The sequence below is a fragment of the Actinacidiphila epipremni genome (genome assembly GCF_012034175.1).
Taxonomy (GTDB): Bacteria; Actinomycetota; Actinomycetes; order Streptomycetales; family Streptomycetaceae; genus Actinacidiphila; species Actinacidiphila epipremni.
The window spans coordinates 1-16,917 of record NZ_JAATEJ010000017.1 but is presented as its reverse complement, the minus strand read 5'-3'; the positions used below and the strand labels follow the sequence as shown (position 1 = coordinate 16,917).

Here is a 16,917-nt window from a genome sequence, read left to right as displayed (position 1 = left end):
GTCATGTCCTCACGCTGGTCGATCGGTTCGCACAACTCGCTGCTGTCCATCGGCTCCACGGAGTCCGTCCTGTCGATCGGCTCGGCGGGCTCGGCGCTGTCCATCGCCTCGGTGGCCTCGTTCGGCTCCTTCGGTTCGCTGGGGTCGTCGATGTCGGCGCTGTCGGCCGGCTCGTTCCAGTCGTTCGGCTGCTGGCTGTCGGGCCAGTCGTACGCCTCGGTGCTGAGCTGGCAGTCGCACGGCGCGGTACGCGCGCAGCGCACCCGCACCCGCACCCCGGCGGGCGGCAGCCGGCTGCCGCGCACCACCGCGGTCGCCCTGGCGGCGACGGCGGTCGCGGGCCTGACGTGGTGGCAGGTGCGCCGGCTGGGCCGCTAGGTCAACACAGCCAGGTCGATACCGCTAGGCGGTGCCCGACCCTCTCCGGATGGTCCATCAGCGCGTGCGGACCCTCGCGGGTGCGGGTGAGGGCATGGCAGAAGAACATGGCCGGCGGTCGTCGACGGCGACGCGCGGTCAGGGCAAGAGGCGGGCCTCCGGCGCGGAGGGGGCGGCCGAGGAGGCCGCGCGGTGCCTGGGGAAGCTGACCGGGCGGATCGCCGAGGGGTGCTCCGAGGTCACGCCGACCGAGGACGACGGCTGGCTGGTGTCCGTGGACGTGGTGGAGGTCGCCCGGATCCCGGACACCACCAGCCTGATGGCCACCTACGAGGTGCAGCTCGCCGGGGACGGCACCCTGCGCGGCTACCGCCGGGTGCGCCGCTACTGCCGGGGGGTCGCCGACTCCTAGTCCCGCCCCGCGCCGCCGTCCCGCGCGGACGGCCGGCGGACTTCCGACAGAAAGAGCGGTATCGCCGTGACCGTCATAGCCGATGAAGTCGTCTGCGCCCCGCGCACCGGCACCCTCTACGACGTCCTGGACCTGGTGCTCGACCGGGGCATCGTCATCGACGTGTTCGTCCGGGTGTCCCTGGTCGGCATCGAGATCCTGAAGATCGACGCCCGCGTCGTGGTGGCCAGCGTCGACACGTATCTGCGCTTCGCCGAGGTGTGCAACCGGCTCGACCTGGAGCGCGACTCGCGCAGCCGGACCGTGCCGGAGCTCTTCGGCGGGATGTCCGGGTCCGTCGGGCGGGCCGGCGCCAGGAAGGCCACCCGGTCGCTGGGCGGCAAGGTCGGCGGCAAGGTCAAGGACGCCCTCGGGTTCGGCGACGAGGACGAGGAGCCCGCCGAGGACGACCGGGACCGGGACCGGCCGCGCCGCCGTGCCGCCGCCGGCGGCGCCGGCGGCCGGTCGGGCTCCCGGGCCAAGAGCCGCGGCAAGGAAGGCTGACGTGCGGTGAGCGTGTACGTCTACGGGGTGACGCGGGCCGGGCTCGCGGCCCCGCCGGGCATCCGCGGGATCGGCGACCCGCCGGCCCGGGTCCGCACCCCCGCGTACGGCGGCCTCGCCGCGGTCGTCAGCGCCGCCCCGGACAAGCTCCGGCCGCGCCGCCGGGACCTGCGGGCCCACCAGGACGTCCAGCTCGCCTTCGCCGGCCGCGGCGCGCTGCTGCCGACCCGGTTCGGCGCGGTCGCCGCCGACGAGGAGGCGGTCCTCGCCCGGCTGCGGGAGGGCGCCGGGAGTTACGCGGCGGCGCTCGACCGGGTCGAGGGCCGCTTCGAGATGAACCTCAAGGCCGCCCCCGTCGAGGACGGCATCGCGGCCCTGGTCCGTACCGACCCCCATGTCGCGCGGCTGCGGCAGGAGAGCCGGCGGCGGCCGGGCTACGACACCAGCGTGCGGCTCGGCGAGGCCGTCATGGCGGGCCTGCGGCGGCGGGCGCTCGCGGCGGCGCGGGAGGTGGCCGACGTGCTCACCGAGCTGGCCGACGACGTCGCCCCCGGCGCCGAGGTGCCGGGCGGGGTGCTCAATGTGTCCTTCCTGGTGGCCGCGGACCGCGTCGCCGACTGCCGGGCCGTCGTCGACGACCTCGGCCCGCAGCTCGCCGACCGCGCCGAGCTGCGGCTCGCCGGACCGCTGCCCTGCTACAGCTTCTGCGGCCTTGCCGCACCGGCCGGGGTCTGACATGGGGCTGCTCAGCGGGGTGCTGCTGCTGCCGCTCGCTCCCGTGCGCGGCGTCACCTGGGTCTCCCAGCAGCTGCTGGACACCGCGCTCGACGAGATGTACGACCCGGCCGTGCTGCGGGCCCGGCTCGCGGCGCTCCACCGCGCCTACGACGAGGGCGAGATCGACGACGCGGGCTTCGAGGCCGAGGAGGAGCGGCTGCTGGACCTGCTGGAACGGCCCCGGCCGGTCCGCCGCAAGACGACCCATCATTCGAGAGGTGCTCGCCGATGAACAGCTCATGCAAGACCGCGGTCGCAGCGGCCATGGCCGGCGGCTACGTCCTCGGACGCACGCGCAAGGCCAGGACGGCGCTCGCGATCGCCACCTTCCTGGCCGGCCGCAGGTTCGGGCTGAGCCCGGCGGGGCTCGCCGCCGAGGGGATGCGCCAGCTGCGGGAGAACCCGCGCTTCGAGCCGCTGCGCGACCAGATCAGCGGGGAGCTGCTGGCCGCGGCCCGCTCCGCCGCGTCGGGTTCCGCCGAGCGCGGCTTCACCGCGCTGGCGGAGTCGCTGCGGCAGCGCGGCAAGGGGCGCGGCGGCGCGCAGGACGACGAGGCGGAGGAGGCGGCGGAGTTCGAGGAGGACGAGGGCGAGGAGACCGGCGAGGGCAGCGAGGGCGACGGGGCCGAAGAGGAGGAGCCGGCGCAGGGCGGCGGCGGGCGGGAGGGCGGGCGCCGCGCCTCCCGTCGTACCGACTGGGACCGGCTCAACGGCCCGGCGAAGAAGGCCGCCGCGCGCAAGCGGGCGCCGGCGAAGAAGTCCCCGGCGAAGCGGACCGCCGCCAAGAAGGCGGTCCCGGCCCGCAAGAAGGCCGCGGCGGGGAAGAAGGCCGCCGCGGACCACGCGGGGTCGGGCAGGCCGCACGGCGCCGCCAAGCGGCACGGGAGGTAGGCGGACATGGCACCGAAGGGCCCCAAGGGCAAGGAAAGCGAGCAGTCCGGCGGCCTCACCGGCTTCGGCGACCTGCGCCAGGAGTTCGGGAAGTTCCTGGGCGGGCTCGCGGACGAGTGGACGCAGAAGGCGGGCGACAAGGTCTCCGGTCTGACCGACCGGCTCACCGACGTCGCCGACGGCCAGGGCGGGATGCTCGGCGCCGGCAACCGCATGCTGCACGGGGACTCGCCGTTCAAGGCGATGGTCGGGCAGAAGGCGAAGGACACCAAGGACAAGGTCGTGGGCAAGGTCAAGGACACCGTCGGCGGCGGCGGAGGCAGCGGCACGGGCGAGAACGTCAAGGCCGTCAACATCGTCGAGTCGCTGGACGTCGGGGTCTCCCGGCGCACCGCGTACGACAACTGGACGCAGTTCGAGGACTTCAGCAGCTTCACCAAGGGCGTCAGGGGCGTCTCCCAGGAGGAGGACGAGGTCACCACCTGGAATCTCAAGATCGGCCCCTCCAGCCGCAGTTGGAAGGCGACGACGCAGGAGCAGATCCCCGACGAGCGGATCGTGTGGACCTCGGAGGGCGCCAAGGGCAGCACCACGGGCTGTGTGAGCTTCCATGAGCTCGGGCCCAGCCTGACGCGCATCCTCGTGGTCGTCGAGTACACCCCCGCGGGCTTCTTCGAGAAGACCGCGAACCTCTGGCGCGCCCAGGGCCGCCGGCTGCGGCTGGACCTCAAGCACTTCGGCCGGCACGTCACCCTGCACGCCGACGACGAGGTGGAGGGCTGGCGCGGCGAGATCCGCGACGGCGAGGTCGTCCGCTCCCACGAGGAGGGGCTGGAGGACGACGAGCAGGGGGAGAACGGGCCGGAGGAGGACGACGAGGACTACGGCCCCGAGGACGAGGACGCCTACGACGAGGGCGAGGGTGCCGGCGAGGACGGCGAGGAGGACTGGGACGAGGAGGAGGGCGAGCCCGAGGACGAGGAGGAAGGGGAAGAGGGCGAGGAGGAGGAGCCCGCCAAGGAAGAAGAGGACGACGAGGAAGAGCAGGCCCCGCGGCGCCGCCGGAGCCGGCGGTGACCGCGCTGGAGTACACCACCGCGGCCGAGCCGTACGGCCCGACCCCGGCCACGGCGAACCTCGCCGAGATCCTGGAGCGCATCCTCGACAAGGGCATCGTCATCGCCGGGGACATCAAGATCGACCTGCTCGACATCGAGCTGCTGACCATCCGGCTGCGGCTGTTCGTCTCCTCCGTCGAGACCGCCAAGCTCGCCGGCATCGACTGGTGGGAGACCGACCCGGCGCTCTCCTCACGTGCCGCCGAGCATGCCCTGACCCGGGAGAACCAGCAGCTCAGGGAGCGGCTGGCCGAGCTGGAGACCCGCGGCGAGCGCCCGCCGCGGCGGCGCTCCCGCACCGGGGACCCCGAGGGCGGCGACGCGGGATGACGGCCGCGCAGCAGCTCCCCGCCCTCGCCGCGCCGGCCACCGGCACCACGGTGACCTGCGTGTTCGCGATCCTCGGCGGCGACGGGCCGGCCGCGCCCGCCGCCGGCCCCGAAGGCGGCCACGAAGGCGGCGGCGCCCTGCGGCTGCTGCCGCTGGCCGCTCGGCTCCGGGCCCTGGTGCAGGACGTGCCCGCGGCGGACTTCACCGAGGACGCGCTGCGCCGCCGGCTCGCCGATCCGGCGCGGCTGGAGGTGTGCGCGCGGGCCCACCACGCCGTGGTGACGGCCGCCGCCGCGGGCGGGCCCGTCGTACCGCTGCCGCTCGCCACGCTGTTCACCGACGACCGCCGGGCGGTGGCCGCGCTCGACGCGCGGCGGCAGCAGTTCCTGGCCGCGCTGGAGCTGGTGACCGGGCGCGCCGAATGGGCGCTGAAGGTCTCGGCGGGGCGCCCTGAGGCGTCCGCGGCACCCGCCGCCGGCCACCCCTCCCCCGTGCCCGCCGGCGGGCAGGGCGCGGCGTACCTGGCGCGGGTACGCGGCCAGGAGCGGGACCGCACGGCCCGTCAGGAGGCGGCGCTGCGGGCCGCGCGGCACGCCCACGACACCGCGGCGGCCTTCGCCGTCTCGTCGGTACGGCGGCGTCCACACGGCACCGAGGTCACCGGCCGGGACCGGCACCAGGTGCTCAACGCCGCGTATCTGGTGGACGACGCCCGCGCCGCCGAACTGGCCTCGGCGGTGCGGGCGCTGGCCGGCACGTACCGCGACCTCGGGCTGCACGTGGAGCTGTCCGGGCCGTGGGTGCCGTACTCCTTCACCGGGCAAACCGCGGGAGAGGGCGAGTGACCGGCGCGACGGGCGTCGTCCCGTGGGTGGGGCCCGACAGCGGCGCGCCGCTGGGCGTGCCGCTGGTGGACCTGCTCGACCGGGTGCTCGCCACCGGGGTGGTGATCAGCGGCGACGTGGTGATCGCGATCGCCGACGTGCCGCTGGTCCGGCTCTCCCTGCACGCCCTGCTGGCGTCGGTCAGCGAGCGCGTCCCGGCGCCCTGGAGCGACGGGGGCCTGCTGTGAGCGGCCCCCGGCTGGACCTCGACCCGGACAGCGCCGCCCGCGACCTGGTCGGCCTGGTGCTCACCCTGGTGGAGCTGGTCCGCCAGCTGATGGAGCGGCAGGCCGTCCGGCGGATCGACCAGGGCGGCCTGACGGCGGAGCAGGAGGAACGCCTCGGCGTCACCCTCATGCACCTGGACCGCGCGATGGACGAGCTGTGCACCCGGCACGGGCTGCGCCGCGAGGACCTGAACCTCGACCTCGGGCCGCTCGGCCCGCTGCTCGCCGACCGCGACTGGTGACGCGGCACACCTGAGCAGCGCCGCGGGTCCCGGTCCCGCCGCGCTCAGGTGTGCCGGTGGTACGCCTTGCTCGCGATGCGCCAGCCGTCGCCGTCGGTGCGGGCGAGCAGGAAGACGTCGGTGAAGGTCTCGGGGCCGTACCGCAGGGTCATCGCCGCGGTCGCGACGGTGCCGTGGACGGTGACGGCGTCGATACGGCGGGTCCTGGCCGCCTCGTCGGGCGCCGGGTGGCCGGGGAAGAGGGCGCAGTAGTCGTCGAGGTCCCAGGAGACGAAGGTGCCGTCGCGCAGGCCCTCGATCCGGGCGGTGGGCAGGAAGGCGGCGCGGAAGTGGGCGGGGTCGCCGGTGGCGTGGCCGCGCATGTAGGCCCGCAGGGGTGCCAGGACCGCGTCGTCGACGGCCGGGGCGGTCGCGGCGGCGGCGATGTCGGCGTGCGGGCCCGCGGGCGCCTCGGCCAGCGCGGCGGCGCTCGGCAGCGGGGCGCCCGAGGCGGCGGTGAGCAGGTCCATGTCCTTGGTCAGCGCGCCGATGGTGAACTGCGCCGGGCGGGTGGCCGCGGCGGACGGGTCGGCCAGGAAGGGCCGCTTGGCGGCGGCGAGTTTGCCGAGCTGGCTCAGTTCGAGGACGTCCAGGACCTGCTCGCGGGGCAGTCCGAGGGCGTCGGCCTGCCGCAGTGTCTCGCCGAGGGCGAGGACGGAGCCGGCGATGGTGCTGTTGACGACCAGCTTGAGGGCGGCGGCGGTACGGGCGTCGGCCACATGGCGGACGTTCCCGAGCTGCTCCAGGACCGGCCGGGCCTTGTCGAAGGCGTCATCGGCGCCCGCGGCGAGCACCTGGAGGCTGCCGGCGGCGACGGCGGGGGTGGAGCCGAGGACGGGCGCGTGGACGTACGACGGGCCGCTGGACTGCGCGAGCGCTTCGGCCTCGGCCGGGGCGATGGTGCTGGTGTTCACCACGACGGTGCCGGGGCGCAGCGCGTCCCGTACGGCGTCGAGGACGTCCCGGCAGGCGTGGCCGTCGAAGAGGGCCAGCAGGACGAGGTCGGCGCCGGCGACGGCGTCGGCGGGCTTGTCCGTCGTGGGGATGTCGCCGGCGGAGCGCCCGGAGCGCGTCCAGCCGACGACCTCCCGGCCCTGCTCGGTGAGGCGGCGGGCGATCGCGGCTCCCATACGGCCCAGGCCCAGGACGGCGACGGTGTGTGCGGTGGTCATGGGTGCCAGCCTGGTCCACCGCGGTCGCTGCGACAACCGCAGATCCGGTAGGGCTGCCCTGCAGGGCGCGCATGGCCGGCGCGCATACTGGCGCGATGGACCTGGTGGTGTGGCGGACGTTCGTGACGGTGTGCCGGCTCGGCTCGCTGTCCGCGGCGGCGGCCGAGCTGCACCACACGCAGTCGGCCGTCTCCCGGCAGATCGCCGGTCTTGAGCGGCAGCTCGGCGTGCCGCTGGTGGAGCGGCACGCGCGCGGGGTGCGGCCCACCCCTGCCGGGGAGGCGTTCCGGCGGCATGCGCAGGCCACGCTCGCCGAGGCCGACCGGGCGGTGCGGGCCGCGCGGGAGGCGGGTGACGGGGGCGCGGTACGGCCGCTGGCGGTCGGGGCGACGCCGTCGCTGGCCGCGCAGATCGTGCCGGCGGCCGTACGGGGTGTGCTGGAGGCGGCCGGGCCGGTGCGGTGGAGCCTGCTGCCGGCGCTGAGCGGGCAGTTGCACGCCCGGGTGGCGGCCGGGGATCTGGACGTGGGGGTGGTGACGGACGCGCCGCCCGGGCTGCCGCAGGACGCGCGGGTCGAGCGGCGGTTCCTGGGTCTGGACGAGATGGTCGTCGTGCTGCCCGTGGGGCATCCGCTGGCCGGGCCCGGTCCGCTGCCGATCGCCGCGCTGGCCGGCCGGACCTGGGCCGAGGACAACGAGGGCTCGGCCGCGCTGCTGCGCCGGCACGCCGCCCGGGCCGGCGTCACGGCCCGGGTCGATCTCGCGGCGGCCGATCTGCCGGGCAAGCTCGCCCTGGTGGCGACGGGCCATGCCGTCGCCCTGGTGCCGGGCGTCCTGAGGGCCGCGCTGCGCGCCGACGTCACCGCCGTACCGCTGGTGGACCCGCCCTCCCGCGGCGTCTACGCGATCACCCCGCGGCGCGAGCCGCATCCGTACGCGGCGCTGCTGCTCGACCGCCTCGCGGCCTGCGCCGCCGAGGGCGGGCTGGCGCCGGCGGCCGGTCGCCCGGCGGGCCCGCTGCCCGCGCCGCGGGCCGCACCGGCGGCGGGGGCCCGCGCGCAGACCGCCTGACGGGCCCGGCCGCCGGGGGCGCGGCGGGTGTGCAACCGCGGATCGACGCCGCCGCGGCGGTGCGCGATACTCGCGCCAATCCACCTGGTTCTGCGGTGAGTTGACGCGGCGCCAGAGAAACCCCCGGGGCGAGAGTGGCGGGTGTGGCTCGCGTGGGCCCAGCCGCAGGTCGGCCGCCGCCCCGCGTTCACGCGTGAGACGTACGGCCGTTGCCGACCGCTGCGACATTGCGCGGCATGGACACTCCTCGTATGGGTATGGACACGTCGCTCGCGCAGCGGATGAGCATGGCCGAGCAGCACGAGTACCTGCGCGCGAAGCTCACCCGGCGCCGCGTCGTGCTCGGCGGCCTGACCGCCGCGGGCACCGCCGCCGCCTCCGGCCTGCTCACCGGGACGGCCCAGGCCAGCCCGGCGCTGCTGAACCGGCCGGCGACCGGGCACGGCGTGGACGGCGCGCTGGTCGCCCCGTTCGGCCGCCACCTGCAGTTCGGCGCCGACCCGAAGACGCAGTTCACGATCTCCTGGCAGGTCCCGCTCGCGGTGCGCAAGCCGTTCGTGCGGATCGGCCTGCAGCCCTGGTCGCTCAGCCACAAGATCGAGGCCGAGGTCCGGGACCTGCACACCCCGCAGCTGCTGAACAGCAAGCTCCCCGCGGTCGACCAGTTCTACCTGCACGCGCAGCTCGGCGGCCTGCGGCCGGGCACCACGTACTACTACGGGGTGGGCCACGAGGGCTTCGACCCGGCGACGACCGCGGCCTTCGCCACGATCGGCTCCTTCACCACCGCGCCCGCGCACAGCGAGCGCTTCACCTTCACCGCGTTCGGCGACCAGGGCGTCAGCTACCACGCGCTGGCCAACGACTCGCTGATCCTGGCCCGCAACCCCGCCTTCCACCTGCACGCGGGCGACATCTGCTACGCCGACCCGGACGGCTCGGGCCAGGCGAGCGACGCGGCCGACTACGACGCGCGCACCTGGGACCAGTTCCTGGCGCAGACCGAGTCGGTCGCGGCGAAGATCCCGTGGATGGTGACGACCGGCAACCACGACATGGAGGCCTGGTACTCGCCGAACGGCTACGGCGGCCAGCGGGCCCGCTGGACGCTGCCCGGCCACGGCTTCAACTCCGCGACGCAGCCCGGCGCGTACTCCTTCGTCTACGGCAACACCGCGGTGATCGCGCTGGACGCCAACGACGTGTCCTACGAGATCCCGGCCAATTACGGCATCTCCGGCGGCGGCCAGACCGGGTGGCTGGACCGCACGCTCGCGGCGTACCGCAAGCAGCGGGGCATCGACTTCCTGGTGGTCTTCTTCCACCACTGCGCCTACTCCACCACCAACTCGCACGCCTCGGACGGCGGTGTGCAGGCCGAGTGGGTGCCGGTGTTCGACAAGCACCAGGTGGACCTGGTCATCAACGGCCACAACCACGTGTACGAGCGCACCGACGCGATCCGCGGCGGCCGGGTGAGCCGCCAGGTGCGGATCGGCGACACCACCCGCCCGGCCGGCGACGGCACGGTCTACATCACCGCGGGCGGCGCCGGCCGCAGCCTGTACGACTTCCCGGCGCCGGACTCGTACGAGGGCCACCTCAACGAGGTCGACACCGTCCAGACCTGGCACTCGGCCAAGGGCGGCGGCCAGGTGAAGGAGTCCGTGCACTGGTCGCGGGTCCGCTACACCGGCTACTCGTTCGTGTCGGTCGACGTCGAGCCGGCCCGCTCCGGGCACGAGTCGACGCTGACGGTGTCCGCGATAGCCGAGACGGGCGAGCGCATCGACCACTTCACGGTGGCGCGCCGCGCCAGGTGACGGCCTGCTCCCGCCGCCGGCCGCGGGCGCGGGGCGTGCCCGAGCCGCGGGTCAGGCCGGCGGGACGGCGGCGGCGCGGGCCCGGCGGTGGGCGGCGACGCGCTCGCGGGTGGCGCAGCGGCGCGAGCAGTAGCGGCGCTCGGGGCCGCGGCCCTGGGCGACGAAGACGTCGCCGCAGCTGCGGGCCGCGCAGATCCGGCCGGGCGGCTCCTGGGTGTTCCACAGCAGGACGGTCAGCGCCAGGCAGGAGGAGGCGAGGAACCACTCGTCCCAGGGGGCGTCGTCGTCGCGGTCCAGGTGCGGATGCCAGGGGGTGCCGGCGCCGTGCGAGGTGAGCCGGAGCGGGCCGGTGTGCTCGCGCAGCAGGCGGTTGAGGGCGTCGGCGGCGGTGCCGGTGCCGGCCGCGGCGAAGACCTCCCGCAGCAGGGCGGCGGCCCGGCGCATCCGGGTGACGTCCGCGGCGGTGAGGTCGAGGGGGCCGGTCTCGCCGTGGGCACGCAGCAGGGCGGCGATGCCGCGGGGGTCGGGCGCTTCGGGGGCGAGCGCGTTGACGAGGGCGGCGGTGCGGCGGGCCATGGCGGCCACGGAGTGGCGGGCGGACCAGTCGTCGGGGTGCACGCCGGCAATGTAACGCATATTGCGCTGTTTTGAGTGACGTCCGTAACGTCTCCCCGGTGAAGAAGGGTTACGGACTGGGTGCGTATCTCGGCGGTGCGGTGGCCGCGCGGACCGGCGACGAGATGTCGGGCCCGGCGCTGATGCTCGCCGGGTACGCGCTCACCGGCGGGGCGGCGCGGGCGTCCACGCTGCTCGCGGGCCTCACCGTCGCGGCGGCGGCCGGCGGCCCGCTGCTGGGCGCGCTGCTCGACCGTCGCGAGCGGCCCGGCCGGCTGCTGGCGGCGGCGCTGGTGCTCTACGCGGCCGGTCTCGCCCTCGTGCTCGCGACGCTCGGGCGGGTTCCCTTCCCCGTCACGGTGTCGGCGGCGGCGCTGACCGGGCTCCTGGCGCCGGCCCTCTCCGGCGGCTGGACGGCCCAACTCCCCCGGGCGGTGCCGCCGCACACCCTGCCGCGGGCCAACGCCCTCGACGCCCTGACCTTCACCCTGGCGACCCTGGCCGGCCCCGCCCTCGCCGCCACCGCGGCGCAGACCCTGGGCGCACCCACGGCGGTGACCCTCTCCGCCGCGCTCGTCGCCGCGGCGGCCCCCGCCGCCTGGTACCTACCGCCCCGGGGCCGCCCCGGACGGCCGGCCGCCCCGGCGGCGGGGCCCGGGGCGTCCGTGGCGCGGGGTCTGACCCGAGGACCGCGCCGGCCCGGCCCCGCGGCCCGGGCCGGGCGGCGCACGGGACCGGTGGCGTCCGTGGCGCGCGATCTCGCCGAGGGGCTGCGGGTGCTCCGCGACAGCCGGGCGTTGGCGCGGGTCACGGGCGTGTCGGTCGGGTGCTGCGCCGCGCAGGGGATGGCCGCGGCGTGCCTGCCGCTGCTGGGCGAGCGGGTGCTCGGCGGGGCGGGGCAGGGGGCGGCGCTGCTGTCGTGCACGGCGGTGGCGGCACTGGGGGCCGGCGCGGTGATGGCCCGCTTCCCGCGCGCTCTACGGCCCGAGACCGTCGTCGTGGCCGGCGCGGTGGTCCAGGCCGCCGCGCTGGCGCTGGCCGCACTGGCGGTGCCGGGTCGCCCGGGCCTGCTCGTGGCCGCCTTCGCGCTGGCCGGCGTCGGGGAGGGGCCGCAGCTCACCGCGCTGTTCGCGGTACGCCACCGGGAGGCGCCCGAGTCCTCGCGGAGCCGGGTCTTCACGACCGGCGCGAGCCTGAAGCTCACCGGTTACGCGGCGGGCGCGGCGGTGGCGGGCCCCCTCGCGACCCGGTCGCTCCCGGCGGCCCTGACCGCGGCGGCAACCGTGGCCGCCCTCGCGGCAGCCGCCGGCAAGCCCCTCGGCCGCCGCACGGCGCCCGGCACCCGGGACGCCGCCTGACCCCCGGCCCGGCGGGCTACCCGGCCGCAGTACGGCACCGGCGCCCGGGACGCCGCCTGACCCCGCAGCCGCCGGGCCGCGGACCGGCCCCGGCTGCGTATCCCCGGCGGAACGCCGGAACGCAGCCCCGCGCCGGCCCCGCCACGTACTCCCCGGCGGACCGCCGGAGCCCCGCCGCGCGGGGCCACGCGCGCCCCGGCCCTGGACAGCCCGGCCGGAGGTCAGAGCGTCGGGGTCGGGGCGGACGTGAGGTCGTTCTCCGTCCAGATGATCTTGCCGACCGGCGTCTGGCGGGTGCCCCAGCGGTCGGTGAGCTGGGCGACGAGCAGCAGGCCGCGGCCACCCTCGTCGAGGACGCGGGCGCGGCGCAGGTGGGGCGCGGTGTTGCTGCCGTCGGAGACCTCGCAGAAGAGCGACGCGTCGTCCTTGATCAGCCGCAGCCGCACCGGCTGCCGGCCGTGCCGGATCGCGTTGGTGACCAGCTCGCTGATGACCAGCTCCATCGTGAAGGCGGCCTCGTCCAGGCCCCACGCGCTGAGCTGGTCGCTGGCGCGCCTGCGGACACCGGCGACTTCGGCCGGGTCGTCGGAGACGTCCCAGGACATGACGTTGTCGGCGCTCAGCGCCCGCGTGCGGACCAGCAGCAGCGCGACGTCGTCGGTGGGCGGCGCGGTCAGCAGGGTGCGCAGCAGCAGGTCGCAGGTCTGCTGCAGCGGGCGGTCGGCGGCCCGCAGCACCGTGCGCATCGTCTCCATCGCCTCGTCGACGTCCGAGCCGGGCACCTTGACCAGGCCGTCGGTGTAGAACTCCATGAGGCTGCCCTCGGCCAGCCGCAGGTTGATCGCCTCGAAGGGCAGCCCGCCGATGCCCAGCGGCGGCCCGATCGGCACGTCGGCGAAGGTGACCTCGCCCTCGGGGGTGACGACGGCGGGCGGCGGGTGGCCGGCGCTGGCCATCCAGCAGTAGCGCGAGACGGGGTCGTAGACGGCGTAGAGGCAGGTCGCGCTCATCTCCCCCAGGCCCTGCTCCTCCGGCCCCGCGCCGTCGACCGCGGCGGCCTCCCGGCCGAGCCGGGTGATGACGTCGTCCAGCCGGGTGAGCACCTCGTCGGGCGGCAGGTCGATGTCGGCGAGCGTGCGGACGGCCGCCCGCAGCCGCCCCATGGCCGCGGCGGCCCGCAGGCCGTGCCCGACGACGTCGCCGACGACCAGGGCGACCCGGGCGCCGGACAGCGGGATGACGTCGTACCAGTCGCCGCCGGCGCCGCTGCGGGAGCCGGCCGGGCGGTAGCGGGCGGCGGTCTCGACGGCGGTGGGCGAGGCGAGGGTGCCGGGCAGCAGGCTGCGCTGGAGCATGACGGCGGTGGCGCGTTCGCGGGTGTAGCGGCGGGCGTTGTCGACGCAGACCGCGGCGCGCCGGGCCAGCTCCTCGGCGACGCCGAGGTCGTCGGCCTCGTACGGCTCCCTGGTGCGGTGCCGGCAGAACATCGCCAGGCCCAGCGTCACCCCGCGGGCCCGCAGCGGGACGACCAGGGCGCTGTGGATGCCGTAGCGCTGGACGGCGGTCTGGCGCTCGGGCGAGGCGGACCACCAGCCGAGGGTGGAGGAGTTGACCTGCTGGCGGAAGCCGTGGCCGGTGGCCAGGGTGCGGCCGGCCGGCGAGTCCTGCGGGTAGGCGTGCTTGTCGCCGAGCGCGACGACGGCCTCGGGGCAGCCGTCCAGCACCGAGCGCTGGGCGGTGCGCCGCAGCACGACGCTGCCCTCGGGCGCGGGGTCGACGACCTCGTCGCCGGTGAGCAGCTGCTCCAGCAGGTCGACGGTGACGTAGTCGGCGAACTCCTCGGTACTCATCTGGGCGAGCTCGTCGGCGGTGCGGAAGACGTCGAGGGTGTTGCCGATACGCAGCGACGCCTCGTAGACCATGGCGAGCCGCCGCCTGCTGCTGTGGTCCTGCTCGGGCGGGCCGCCGGGGGCGGTGGAGTGCCGGGTGGCGGCTTCCTGCGGGACGACCCGGACGGCCCAGAACTGGTCGCGGTCGGCCGTGGCCAGGGGCTCGGCGCACCACAGGGCGTCCAGCCGGTCGCCGCCCCGGTCGCGGACCGGGGCGAAGACCGTCCAGCCGGTGTCGGCCGCCCAGGGCAGCAGATCGGCGGGGACCTGGAGCAGATCGTCGATGTGCCGCCCGACCGCGTCCTTGGCGGCGTAGCCCAGCAGTACGAACGCGTCGCCGCCCCACGCGGTGACCGTTCCGTCACGGTCGACCGCGCACGAGGCCGCGGGGCGGCCGGAGTCGGCGACGTCGAGATCGGGCATGGGCGTCATGTCTCCCTGCACTTCGTGTTCCCGCGATCGGGCTCGCGATGCGCTGCCGGGCGGCCGGGTCACCGGCCCGGGTCGATCTCCGGCGGAGTGTCGCGGTCGTCGGACCCTCCCACGGCCGGTGGCTCCGCCACGGGGTCGACACGCGGCGGCGGGGCGTTCGGGTCCGGGCCGCGCCCGCTCTCCTCGGCGACGAAGCGGGCGACGGCCCGGGCGCTGTCGAGGAGTTGTGCGGGGAAGACGATGGTGCTGTTCTTCTCGGCGGCGATGTCCGCGAGGATCTGCAGGTTCCGCAGCTGGAGCGCCACGGGGTGGTCGGCGATGACGTCGGCGGCCTCGGCGAGCCGGCCGGCGCTGAGCGCCTCGCCCTCGGCGGCGATGATCTTGGCCCGCTTCTCGCGTTCGGCCTCCGCCTGACGGGCCATCGCGCGCTGCATCGTCGTGGGCAGCTGGATGTCCTTGAGCTCGACGAGGAAGACCTGGACGCCCCACTGCTCGGTGATGCTGTCCAGGATCTCGCGGATGGCGAGGTTGAGGGTCTGGGTGTCGGTGAGCACCTGGTCGAGCAGCGAGCGGCCGACGATGTTGCGCACGGTGGTCTGCGCGATCTGGCCGACGGCCTGCGTGACGTTCTCGATCTCGACGATCGCCTTGACGGCGTCCACCCGGCGGAAGTACGCGACCGCCGCCACGCCGATCGACACGTTGTCCTGGGTGATGACCTGCTGTGACGGCACGGGCATGGTGACCGTGCGCAGGCTGACCTTCCACATGCGGTCGGTGAACGGGATCATGAAGTGGAAGCCGGGCCTGCGCACCCCGCGCAGCCGCCCGAGCCGGAAAACGACTCCGCGCTCGTACTGGCGCACGACGGCGAGTCCCATGTTCGGCATGGCGCAGCCTCCCGGTATCGGCTCACCTCCCAGCATCCCTCGCATCCCGCCGGCCCGCCCGCGATGGCATGTGAACGTGTGAAGCCGCAGGCGGGGGGCGGTGTCCCCGGCGGGGCTCAAGTGTCGGGCCCGACCTGGACGACGAGGGCCGCGATGTCGTCGTCGAGGCCGCCGCCGCCGTAGCTGAGCAACCGGTCGTGCAGCAGGTCGAGCAGCCGGCGCGGCGGGACGGGGTCCTGGGCGCGCAGCCAGGGCAGCAGCGGGAAGAAGCGCCCCTCGCCGTCGCGGGTCTCGGTCACCCCGTCGGTGTAGAGCAGCAGCTGGTCGCCGGGGGCCAGCGGGACCCTGTCGACGGTGTAGTCGGCGCCGATCAGGGCGGCCATGTTCAGCGGCGGGGAGGGCGCGGTGGGCTCGACGGCCCGGACGTCCGCGCCGCTGATCACGATGGGCGGCGGGTGGCCGCAGTTCACCACCTCCGCCGTGCCGCCGCCGTGCGGGATCTGCACCAGCACCGCGGTGGCGAACCTTTCGGCGGACTCGCCGGAGGTGTAGGCGGCGCCGTGCCGGACCAGGCTGGTGTCGAGCCGCCGGGCGAGCGCGGTGAGGTCGGACTCGTCGAAGGCGGCCTCCCGGAAGGAGTTCACCACGGCGCCGGCCACCCCCACCGCGGACAGGCCCTTGCCACGGACGTCACCGATCAGCAGCCGTACGCCGAACGGGGTGTCGACGACCTCGTAGAGGTCGCCGCCGATCCTGGCCTCGGCGGCGGCGGCCAGATACAGCGTCTCCACCCGCATGCCGCCGACCCGGTACGGCACCGGCCGCAGCACCACCGACTGCGCGGCCTCGGCGACCGAGCGGACCTGGAGCAGCGCCCGCTCGCGCTCCAGCCGGATGTGGCAGGCGTAGCCGGCGGCGGCGGTGACGGCGGCGATGGCGCCGCCGGTGAACAGCACGGCCGGCTGGTGGTAGACCATCTCGACGATCACGACCACGATCAGCGCCAGCAGCCCGAGTGCGACCGTCGCGGCGACCGACCACATCGAGGCGGCGAGCGCGGGCGCCGCGGGCAGCAGCCGGCTGACGGCGACGTCGCGGGGCGTGGCGACGGACGCCACGCCGAGGGCGACCGTCAGCAGCACGGGCGTCAGCAGGGCGCGACCTGACCGGCGGCCGGCGGAACGGCGGGAGCTGGGCCGCAGGAGCGTCGTCACATCAGTGAGCGTATCGGGACGATCCGGATTATCGGGTGGCCGCGCGGCGGTCCGACACATCACGAATCGACTCATCCGATGTTTTGGCGTCATTGCACAGGATGCAATGCCCGCCTCGGGCCCGCAAATAGCCTGCTTCCCGGACAATTCGCCGATCCGGCCTGGACCCTTGACGGGATGTTTGTTTCAGCAGTTGAATCCCTGCGTACAGCCAGCCGCGCTTTCGGAAGCACTCAGCGTGGCGTGTGTCATCGGACTGCGCACGCCTCCCCCCACCGCAGGTCAGCCCGAATCCAGCGGACTCCCGCGTGGCCGTGCCGCACTCCGGCACGGCCGCGCGCGGGGCACTGAGTTCACCTGTTGAAGTTGAAACTGCAACGGCAGGTTCGCGCGCTCAGTCCACCGTCGCGCCCGGCGCCCGCCGCCGTGCGCCGCCGTTCGGAGAGCATCCATGGCAGTTTCGCGTCGTACGTTCATCGGAGCGGCGGCCGGCGGCACGGCCGCCGCGGCCCTCACCGGGCTCGGCACCGCCCACAGCGCGTCCGCGGCGCCGGCCGCCAGCGGGCCCGGAGACGTGGTCGGCAAGGTCACCGTGGGGTATCAGGGGTGGTTC

At 75.5% G+C, this 16,917-nt stretch carries 19 protein-coding genes; 14 read left to right on the top strand and 5 right to left on the bottom strand.

Going from position 1 to position 16,917, the window contains the following annotated elements:
- The first annotated feature begins 3 nt into the window (after positions 1-3).
- The 11 genes from HCN08_RS20380 (at position 4) to HCN08_RS20330 (ending at position 5,802) form a co-directional block, all read left to right on the top strand.
- Positions 4-378, top strand: a complete 375-nt coding sequence (locus tag HCN08_RS20380; RefSeq protein WP_167984610.1) for a hypothetical protein — start codon at positions 4-6, stop codon at positions 376-378.
- A 94-nt stretch (positions 379-472) separates the two neighbouring features.
- A complete protein-coding gene (gvpO, locus tag HCN08_RS20375; RefSeq protein WP_167984609.1) occupies positions 473-790 on the top strand; it encodes a gas vesicle protein GvpO in 318 nt (105 codons plus the stop codon).
- 66 nt (positions 791-856) lie between these two features.
- Positions 857-1,333, top strand: coding sequence for a gas vesicle protein GvpJ (gene gvpJ, locus HCN08_RS20370; RefSeq protein WP_322974580.1), 477 nt, complete (start codon positions 857-859; stop codon positions 1,331-1,333).
- Positions 1,334-1,339: 6 nt separating this feature from the next.
- Complete coding sequence (locus tag HCN08_RS20365; protein WP_167984608.1) at positions 1,340-2,068, top strand: GvpL/GvpF family gas vesicle protein; 729 nt, start codon at positions 1,340-1,342, stop codon at positions 2,066-2,068.
- A gap of 1 nt (position 2,069) precedes the next feature.
- A complete protein-coding gene (locus HCN08_RS20360; RefSeq protein WP_167984607.1) occupies positions 2,070-2,342 on the top strand; it encodes a gas vesicle protein GvpG in 273 nt (90 codons plus the stop codon).
- Entirely contained in the window at positions 2,339-3,001 is a 663-nt protein-coding gene (locus tag HCN08_RS20355; RefSeq protein ID WP_167984606.1) for a hypothetical protein, read from the top strand. Before HCN08_RS20360 ends, HCN08_RS20355 begins: the two co-directional genes overlap by 4 nt.
- Positions 3,002-3,007: 6 nt before the next feature.
- Positions 3,008-4,078: an SRPBCC family protein gene (locus HCN08_RS20350; protein ID WP_167984605.1), complete on the top strand. Its 1,071-nt coding sequence runs from the start codon at positions 3,008-3,010 to the stop codon at positions 4,076-4,078.
- On the top strand, positions 4,075-4,449 hold the full coding sequence (locus HCN08_RS20345) for a gas vesicle protein (protein WP_167984604.1): 375 nt from the start codon (positions 4,075-4,077) through the stop codon (positions 4,447-4,449). Before HCN08_RS20350 ends, HCN08_RS20345 begins: the two co-directional genes overlap by 4 nt.
- Positions 4,446-5,294 (top strand): GvpL/GvpF family gas vesicle protein, encoded by an 849-nt coding sequence (locus HCN08_RS20340; RefSeq protein ID WP_167984603.1) that lies wholly within the window; start codon positions 4,446-4,448, stop codon positions 5,292-5,294. The genes HCN08_RS20345 and HCN08_RS20340 overlap by 4 nt, the downstream gene beginning before the upstream one ends.
- A complete protein-coding gene (locus HCN08_RS20335; RefSeq protein WP_167984602.1) occupies positions 5,291-5,521 on the top strand; it encodes a gas vesicle protein in 231 nt (76 codons plus the stop codon). Before HCN08_RS20340 ends, HCN08_RS20335 begins: the two co-directional genes overlap by 4 nt.
- The gene (locus HCN08_RS20330) at positions 5,518-5,802 is read left to right on the top strand and encodes a gas vesicle protein K (RefSeq protein ID WP_167984601.1); all 285 of its coding nucleotides are present in this window, start codon (positions 5,518-5,520) and stop codon (positions 5,800-5,802) included. The genes HCN08_RS20335 and HCN08_RS20330 overlap by 4 nt, the downstream gene beginning before the upstream one ends.
- A 44-nt stretch (positions 5,803-5,846) precedes the next feature.
- On the opposite strand, the gene HCN08_RS20325 is transcribed toward HCN08_RS20330, so the two are convergent.
- Positions 5,847-7,013 carry a nuclear transport factor 2 family protein gene (locus HCN08_RS20325; protein WP_167984600.1) on the bottom strand — a complete coding sequence of 389 codons (1,167 nt, stop codon included), beginning with the start codon at positions 7,011-7,013 and terminating at the stop codon, positions 5,847-5,849.
- Between the two features lie 95 nt (positions 7,014-7,108).
- Here HCN08_RS20325 and HCN08_RS20320 point away from each other — a divergent pair, with 95 nt between their 5' ends.
- Both HCN08_RS20320 and HCN08_RS20315 read left to right on the top strand, forming a co-directional pair.
- The gene (locus HCN08_RS20320; RefSeq protein ID WP_167984599.1) at positions 7,109-8,083 is read left to right on the top strand and encodes a LysR family transcriptional regulator; all 975 of its coding nucleotides are present in this window, start codon (positions 7,109-7,111) and stop codon (positions 8,081-8,083) included.
- A 236-nt stretch (positions 8,084-8,319) separates the two neighbouring features.
- Positions 8,320-9,906 (top strand): purple acid phosphatase family protein, encoded by a 1,587-nt coding sequence (locus HCN08_RS20315; RefSeq protein WP_167984598.1) that lies wholly within the window; start codon positions 8,320-8,322, stop codon positions 9,904-9,906.
- A 51-nt stretch (positions 9,907-9,957) separates the two neighbouring features.
- Here HCN08_RS20315 and HCN08_RS20310 read toward each other — a convergent pair whose 3' ends face one another.
- On the bottom strand, positions 9,958-10,542 hold the full coding sequence (locus HCN08_RS20310) for a CGNR zinc finger domain-containing protein (protein WP_167984597.1): 585 nt from the start codon (positions 10,540-10,542) through the stop codon (positions 9,958-9,960).
- Between the two features lie 38 nt (positions 10,543-10,580).
- On the opposite strand from HCN08_RS20310, the gene HCN08_RS20305 reads away from it, so the two are divergent.
- On the top strand, positions 10,581-11,879 hold the full coding sequence (locus HCN08_RS20305) for an MFS transporter (protein WP_167984596.1): 1,299 nt from the start codon (positions 10,581-10,583) through the stop codon (positions 11,877-11,879).
- Positions 11,880-12,100: 221 nt separating this feature from the next.
- Here the strand turns inward: HCN08_RS20305 and HCN08_RS20300 are convergent, their stop codons facing one another.
- The 3 genes from HCN08_RS20300 to HCN08_RS20290 all read right to left on the bottom strand — a co-directional run bounded on the left by HCN08_RS20300 (position 12,101) and on the right by HCN08_RS20290 (position 16,304).
- Complete coding sequence (locus HCN08_RS20300; RefSeq protein WP_240970272.1) at positions 12,101-14,191, bottom strand: ATP-binding SpoIIE family protein phosphatase; 2,091 nt, start codon at positions 14,189-14,191, stop codon at positions 12,101-12,103.
- Between the two features lie 68 nt (positions 14,192-14,259).
- A complete protein-coding gene (locus HCN08_RS20295) occupies positions 14,260-15,090 on the bottom strand; it encodes a slipin family protein (protein ID WP_167984594.1) in 831 nt (276 codons plus the stop codon).
- Between the two features lie 116 nt (positions 15,091-15,206).
- Positions 15,207-16,304, bottom strand: coding sequence for a PP2C family protein-serine/threonine phosphatase (locus HCN08_RS20290; protein ID WP_322974579.1), 1,098 nt, complete (start codon positions 16,302-16,304; stop codon positions 15,207-15,209).
- Between the last annotated feature and the right edge of the window lie 613 nt (positions 16,305-16,917).